Origin of the sequence: Pseudomonas sp. NFACC13-1 (genome assembly GCF_900104425.1) — a bacterium.
Classification (GTDB): domain Bacteria; phylum Pseudomonadota; class Gammaproteobacteria; order Pseudomonadales; family Pseudomonadaceae; genus Aquipseudomonas; species Aquipseudomonas fluorescens_AA.
This window is the reverse complement of record NZ_FMXV01000058.1, coordinates 1-7,453: the sequence shown is the minus strand read 5'-3', so window position 1 is coordinate 7,453 and position 7,453 is coordinate 1. Positions and strand designations below refer to the sequence as shown.

7 protein-coding genes are annotated in these 7,453 nt (G+C 60.0%); all 7 read right to left on the bottom strand.

The window, feature by feature from the left end:
• Positions 1–374: 374 nt before the first annotated feature.
• Positions 375–812 (bottom strand): Lrp/AsnC family transcriptional regulator, encoded by a 438-nt coding sequence (locus tag BLQ55_RS30920; protein ID WP_053125728.1) that lies wholly within the window; start codon positions 810–812, stop codon positions 375–377.
• An 11-nt stretch (positions 813–823) separates the two neighbouring features.
• Positions 824–2,188, bottom strand: coding sequence for a threonine synthase (gene thrC, locus BLQ55_RS30915; protein WP_092259504.1), 1,365 nt, complete (start codon positions 2,186–2,188; stop codon positions 824–826).
• Positions 2,189–2,218: 30 nt separating this feature from the next.
• A complete protein-coding gene (locus BLQ55_RS30910) occupies positions 2,219–3,103 on the bottom strand; it encodes a LysR substrate-binding domain-containing protein (RefSeq protein ID WP_092205595.1) in 885 nt (294 codons plus the stop codon).
• A 59-nt stretch (positions 3,104–3,162) separates the two neighbouring features.
• A complete protein-coding gene (locus BLQ55_RS30905) occupies positions 3,163–4,593 on the bottom strand; it encodes an amino acid permease (RefSeq protein WP_060740446.1) in 1,431 nt (476 codons plus the stop codon).
• Positions 4,594–4,728: 135 nt separating this feature from the next.
• Positions 4,729–5,982, bottom strand: coding sequence for a cystathionine gamma-synthase family protein (locus BLQ55_RS30900; protein WP_092259501.1), 1,254 nt, complete (start codon positions 5,980–5,982; stop codon positions 4,729–4,731).
• Between the two features lie 297 nt (positions 5,983–6,279).
• Complete coding sequence (locus BLQ55_RS30895) at positions 6,280–6,714, bottom strand: hypothetical protein (protein ID WP_256326677.1); 435 nt, start codon at positions 6,712–6,714, stop codon at positions 6,280–6,282.
• Positions 6,671–7,453, bottom strand: a 783-nt coding sequence (locus BLQ55_RS30890; RefSeq protein WP_176814274.1) for an RHS repeat-associated core domain-containing protein, incomplete at its 5' end; no start/stop codon positions are given. The genes BLQ55_RS30890 and BLQ55_RS30895, both read right to left, overlap by 44 nt.

The following is a 7,453-nucleotide window of genomic DNA, read 5'->3' as shown; positions in this document are numbered from 1 at the left end:
ACCGCTATCGCGAGCAAGCTCGCTCCCACAGGTTTGCTCGGTGCCTGATCCATTGGTGTCAGGAAATCCACCTGCTTGGCTGACGCACCGCCGGCCGCTCTTGTGGCGAGGGAGCTGGCTCCCGTTGGGCTGCGCAGCGGCCCCTGGAATTGGCCTAGGCGGTGGGTCAGGTAGATTGCGGTCAACCGGGTTGGGGCTGCTTCGCAGCCCAGCGGGAGCAAGCTCCCTCGCCACGGTAGTGGTTGGGCACATTCCTCTGTGGGAGCGAGCTTGCTCGCGATGGGGCCAGGTCAGGTACATCAGTGGTGGCTGGTGTACCGCTATCGCGAGCAAGCTCGCTCCCACAGGGGTCACTGTTTAGGCAGACAGCGCACCTAGACCACCGACGACAACACAAACGACGTCACGGTGTTCTCCACCCCGGGCAACGCGGAGATCTCTTTCCACACTTTATGCACCCGCTCCGGGTTCGCCGCGCCCACCCGCAGCATCAAGTCAAACTCGCCACTCATCACATCGCACTGCAGCACTTCCGGCATGGCCTGCAGCGCTTGCAACACCTCGGCGCCGCGCATGCGGTCGTAGCGGTAGACAAAGATCACGGCGTTGATGTTCGACGACGCTTGCGCGCCCTCCCCGGTGCGCACCGTATAGCCCTGGATCGCGCCGTCACGTTCGAGGCGTTCGATGCGTTGGCGTACGGCGTTGCGCGAGAGGTTGACCTTGGCCGCCAGCTCGGCGTGGGCGGCGCGGGCGTTGAGGCGCAGTTCGGCGATGATGCGTTCGTCGAGAGGGTCGAGGATTCGCTTCATGGGGCCTCCGGTTATAGGGCGCCGAGCAGTTGATGGAGGGCAGCGAGGTCGTCCGGCTGGATGCGATGAATCTGCGCCGGGCCATGTTCGGAAACTGGACGCTGTTGCGCCGCAATCGTGATCCCCAACTCACCGAGCAACTGCGCCGATTTGGCCGGTGAGATCTCGCCCAAGGTCACCATCGGCGCCACCAGGCTGCGCCGGTACAAGCGCGCCGCGAGCACGCCGGTGGCAGTGTGGGGGTCGATGACGTAGCCGGTGTCGCGGTACAGCGAGGTGATTTCCTCCAGCGTCTGCTCATCGCTGACCGCGTACGAGTCGATGATCATCCGCGCCTGTAGCCAGAACTCGTTGGCGATGGTCATTTCGCCACGGGTTTCGAAGGTGTGCATCAGCGCACCCACCGCTTGATCATCGTGCCCATAGAGCTCCCAGAGAAACCGCTCCAGGTTGGAAAAGATCGACAAATCCATGGCCGGCGACAGGGTCTTGCTGGCGCGCAACCGCGAGTAGTGATTCTTCAAAAAGAACTGATGCAGCGCATCATTCTGGTTGGTGGCGACGATCATCTGCGTGATCGGCAAGCCCATCATCTGCGCGATGTAGCCGGCATAGACCTCGGCAAAACTCGCCGCCGGCACGCTGAAGCCAATGGGCCGCTGGCCGCCGCCCAACTGCAGCACCGCGTGGAAATAAAACACCAACTGCGCCATGACGCTGACCCAGTTGCTGGAATTGAAACTGATCGCCTCGTGCTGTCGGAACAGTCGGGTGACCAAGGTCTGGCATTCATCGAAACTGCCATCGACAGCCACTTGATGAACCCGCGGATGCGCCGTCGCTTGCAGGTCTTGAAGCTGGTCTTGCGGCACGCCGGCCTCGGGATAAATCACCACCACATCGGTCTCGTCGCAGTGCTTGAAGGCTTCGATGGCGGCCAAGCCGGTGTGGCCGTTGGTGACGCCGATCACCACGGCGCGACGCCCGTGTTTGCGCAAAAAGTACTGCACCAGTCGCGCCTGCAATTGCGCGGCAAAGTCCTTCGAGGAGCGGGTCGGCCCATGGAACAATTCCAGGACCCACTCGTTGCGATCCACCTGATGCAACGGCGCCAGGGACCGATGGCTGAACTGGCTGCCGGCGTCCTTGAGCACCCGCTTGAAGTCGGCCTCGGGGATCGCCTCGCCCACGAACGGACGCATCACTCGATAGGCCAGTTCGTCGTAGGCCAATGTGGACCAGTTAGCGATGTCCTGGGGTTCGAACTGCGGCAGTTCAACGGGGACGAACAGCCCGCCGTCCTCGGCGATGGCCGACAGCACAACTTTTTCGAAATCGACCTGCACGGCGGAATTTCGGGTACTCACATAGCGCATGGTCAACTCCGGATATTCACTTGAAACGGCTCACTTGAAACGATGCGCCTGCTCCACCAGCCAGGTGGAAAACCGCGCCGCGTCGGGGTGTTGCTCGGCCCCGGAACTGCGCACCAGGTAAAACGATTCGCTGGCTTCGATGCGCTGGGCGAAGGGTTCGACCAGGCGCCCGTCGTCCAGCAACTCACTGACCATCGACGACCGCGCCAGGGCGATGCCCTGCCCCAGTTCAGCCATGCGTAACGTGCAGACCAGTGTGTCGAATTGCATGCCGGTCGAGGAATCGACGCTGTCGACACCGACCATTTTCAGCCAGTACCCCCACCCTTCTTCGTAGCCCAGCACGTGCAACAACGGCTGCTTCGCCACGTCCGCCGGCACCTTCAACGTTGCCATCAAGGCCGGCGAGCACACCGGGAACAAGGTGTCCCAGGTCAGGCGCTGGGACACCAGGCCGGGCCATTGCCCGTGGCCCCAACGGATTTCCATGTCGTCTTCGCCGTCCAGTTCCTTGACCCAGATGTTGCTGATGTAGCGGATGTCGACGTGGGGATGAGCCTGGCGAAAGTCCACCAGTTTCGGCGCCAGCCAGTGCACGAAAAACGCCAGGCTGCCGCGCACCTTGATCGGCCGGCGCTTGTGCTGGCCAAAGATTTCGTTGGTGCCCACCGCCAGTCGCGTGATCGCGTCCTGCACCACCGGCAGGTACGCCTGGCCTTCCTCGGTCAGGCCCAGGCCCCGAGGCAAGCGCTTGAACAGCGCCACCCCCAGGTGGCTTTCCAATTGGCGGATCTGCTGGCTGACCGCGCCCTGGGTCAAAAACAATTCGTCGGCGGCGTGGGTGAAGTTCAGGCAGCGGGCCGACACTTCGAATGCCCGCAGCCAATTCAACGGGGGCAACGTTTTTTGCTTCATGATCTGGACCTCGTTGACCCCCACGCACCGGGCACGTTTGCCCGCCCCGTCGACGCGGCTTAGAACGCGTCGGACGGTTGTGCCACGAGGGCAACCGACAAGCGTCGCTCGCGGCTTTTGCGGGTAATGTAATACACGAAGTAACACCAGGCGATGAACGGCAAGCCGAAGTACAGCGCCACCCGCTGCTCAGGGTCGAAGGCGATCCCGACACACGCCAGGCTGCAGCACACCAGCGCCCCCAGCGGCACCCACGGATAACCGCGAACGCGGAACTTGAGGTCGCGAATGTCGCCGCCGTTGGCCACATAGTGACGACGGAAAGCGATCTGGCTCGCGGCGATGCTCATCCATACCACCACCACGGCCAGGCCGGAGATCGACACCAGCGCCAGGTAGATGGTGTCGGCGGCGAACACGCTGCTGAGCAACGAGGCGGCGCCGCCGGCCATGCTGACGATGATCGCGTTGAGCGGCGTGCCCATGCGGGTCAAGGCCGAGAACTGCTTGGGCAGGTGGCCTTGGTCGCTGAGGGTCCAGAGCATTCGCGAGGCGGCGTACAACCCGGAGTTGGCCGCCGACAACAGGGCGCTGATGATCACGAAGTTCATGATGTCGGCGGAGTACGGGATGCCGATGTAGGTGAACACCGTGACGAACGGGCTCTCCACCAGGCCGGCTTGCTCGCGGGGCAGCAGTGTCGCCAGGACAAAAATGGTCCCGACGAAAAACACCGCCAGGCGCAGCACGGTGGTGCGGATGGCCCGCGGCACATTGCGTTGCGGGTCCTTGGTTTCGCCGGCGGCGATGCCGATCAGTTCAGTGCCGGAAAACGCGAAGGACACCGCCAGCAGCGTCATCGCAATGGGCATGAAGCCGGTAGGAAAAAGTCCTTCGCGAGTGAAGTTGCTCAAGCCGATGCTGTGGGCCTGATCGATGTTCAACAGGCCGAGAATCGCGCCACCGCCGATCAGCAGGAACACCACCACGGTCAGTACTTTGATCAACGACAACCAGAACTCGGTCTCGGCGAACAAACGCACCGAGACCACGTTGGTGAGGAACACCACGCCGGCGAACAGCGCGCTCCAGATCCACACCGGCGTGTCAGGAAACCATCGGGACATGAGGATACCGGCAGCGGTGAACTCGGAACCGATGGCCACCGTCCACGTCAGCCAATACAGCCAGGCCACGGTGTAGCCGGTGCCAGGCCCGAGGAAACGCGTGGCGTAGGTGCTGAACGAACCGGTTTCGGGCATCTGCACCGCCAGTTCCCCCAGGCACATCATCACCATGTAGACCATCAGCGCGCCGATGATGTAGGCGATCACTGCGCCCATGGGGCCGGCCTGGTTGACGGTGTAGCCGGACGTGAGGAACAGCCCGGTACCAATGACGCCGCCTAATGCCAACATGACGATATGGCGCGTCTGCATTTCCTGCTTGAAGCCGGTCCGCGTATTAGTTTGTTGTTCTGTTATGGACATGGTTGTTTCTCATGAAATGTCAGGGCGCGCCTCTACCTCTGCGCGAGTAAGACAAGCGCCACTGAGCTTTTATTATTATTCCTATTCATGAACGCCCCGCTGACAGCCTTGTCGCGGAGTATCAACATTCACACTTCAGGTTGCGGTCTCGGTGAGGACTTCATTGAGTTGCGGATCAAGTGATTTTTTGACAAAGACGAAGGCCTGTTTGAGGTCGTCCAATAAATCGTCCGTGTCTTCGATGCCCACCGAAACCCGCACCAGGCCTTCGGAGATGCCCAGGGCCTGACGCTCTTCCAAGGTGTTCTCGACATGGCTGGTGGTGCGGGCCGGACCGTAGATGGTTTCCACCGCGCCCAGGTTGCCCGCGCAATGGGCGAAGCGCAGGCGTGGCAGGAGCAGCTTGACGGTGTCCATGCCACCGACCAGGACAAAACTGACGATGGCGCCGAAGCCAGACATTTGCGCGCAGGCCACGGCGTGGTTCGGGTGGCTGGGCAGGCCGGGGTAGTTCACCGTCTCCACCAGGGGTTCGGTGCAGAGAAATTCGGCCAGGGCCCGGGCGCTGTGTTGTTGCTGGCGCATGCGCAGCGCCAGGGTCTTCATGCCACGGATGATCAGGTAGGCCGAGAACGGGTCGAGGCTCGCGCCGTTGATTTCCCGGTAATGACGCACCTTGGCCATCAAGGCTTCGCGGCCGCACACCAGGCCACCGAGCACGTCGCCATGGCCGCTGAGGAACTTGGTGGCGCTGTGAATCACCACGTCCACCCCCAAGGCCAGCGGGCTCTGGTTCAGTGGCGTAGCAAAGGTGTTATCCGCCACCACCACCGCGCCGACACGCTTGGCCGCCGCCACCAGGCGCGGGATGTCGAGGATCTTCAGGGTCGGGTTGGTGGGAGTTTCCAGGTACAGCACCTGGCAGCCCTTGGCGATTTCACGCTCGATGTCGTCGTGATCGAAGGTCTCGCACAGGGTCACCGCCACGCCGGTGCGCGGCAGGAATTCTTCGAAGATCTTGTTGGTGCCGCCGTAACTGTCCTTGGTCGATACCACGCGATCGCCATGGGCCAGGAAGGTGTAGAGCACGCTGCTGATCGCCGCCATGCCGCTGCTGAAGGCCACGGCGGACTCGGCCATTTCCAACTCGCGAATCTTGGCTTCGAGGGTCTCGACGGTGGGGTTGCTCATGCGGCTGTAGATAAAACCGGGGGCCTTGCCCAAGGCAACGTCGTACCAGACGTCGATGTCGTCGTAACCGTACGCGGCGCTGGCCACGATGGGGGTTTGCGTGGCGTTGTAGGGGTGCCTGACTTGCTCCCCACCCCAGACCGCCCGGGTTCCCGCGCCGGCGTTATCAAGCCCTGTGCTGTCAGGTTTATTGTTCATTGAGGCTACTCACACTGAGGGGGTGGACGTTGAGCCATCCACCGGATCTGAGGGCCAATATAGGGAAAAGCCGCGGGGCCGAGAAACGATGTTATCGGTGCCAAAGGGGTGGTTTTTTTAATGGCTGAGTGCGAAGCAGCGACCTGTAAGTCACTGATTAACCCTGTGGGAGCGAGCTTGCTCGCGATGGCGGTGGGTCAGTTGCCATTGAGGGTGACTGGTACTCCGCTATCGCGAGCAAGCTCGCTCCCACATTGGGTTGCATTGATTTTGGCTATGCAGTCTAACCATCGGCTGTCAAAGAGAGCTCATCCATCGCTCGTAATAATCTGCCTGCTCATCGATATCATTGGTTAAATTTTGATCTTCATAGTCGAAAATATTTACTATGTCACTGTCATCCGCAGGCTCACCCCAGCGAACTTCGTAGGCAACTATTCCTCCAGCCATTTGCGAACACATTCGCGAAGGATATACATTGATTTTCGCGCCCTTACATAAAAACCTTACGTTGGGAAAATCCTTTCTAACCTCCCCCAGACACACATAATAATCCACCCCTGTATATTTTTTTACAGCACCATCAGGCATGGTAACTTTCATAGCAATGGTTCTTTTATCACATTCAAAAAATGCGCTATTTACAACACCATCAATTTCAATATTAACTTTTCGCGCATCCATCTCATCACCTATCAAAATTGGGTATTGAATATCCCACGTACGACCCATCATCATTCACCGGAGTCGCCCCTACGATATCTCTCTTATCGACTCCTCCGGGAACGGCTATCTCCTTTTCTTTTCGATGTGGCGATAGCACCCCAAGCTTTTTATTAACATCAATGCCCGGGACATTTTTTAACACATATACATACCCTGACCTAAACCCATAACTTGTAGCAAACTTCACTGCCTCTGACTTCGAGGTCGTTGTGCTTACATAAATGCTAGGCGGCTTTCTATTGTCTTTAGCATGCAAAAACAGATCGGTACTCCATCCTAACGGCTCGAATCCAGTTTCAAATATTTCCCAAGGCTCTCGTGAGTCACCTCGATAGGTATAGATCTCTTTAGGCTTGGCTTGAGGGAGCTTCGATTCCCCCTCATCCACCCCAACCTTACCCGCCGGATCCTGATCCCCAACCGCCGGCCGACACCCACCCTTCCCCGGGCAATCCACCAACCCCAACGGATCCACCCACCCCGTCGGGTTCACCGTGTAGCGATACCCATTGAGCCCACCCGCCAACTTGCTCGGATCAGGCGTCAAATAGCGGCCGGTCTCGGGATTGTAGTAGCGGTGCCGGTTGTAGTGCAGGCCGCTTTCCGGGTCGAAGTATTGGCCCTGGAAGCGCAGCGGTTGTTCCAGCTGTTCACCGCCGCCGTGCTGGAGTTCGGTGAGTTTGCCGTAGCCGTTGTAGCGCGCCGACCAGACGATCTGGCCGGCGGGGTTGGTCAGTTCCTGGGG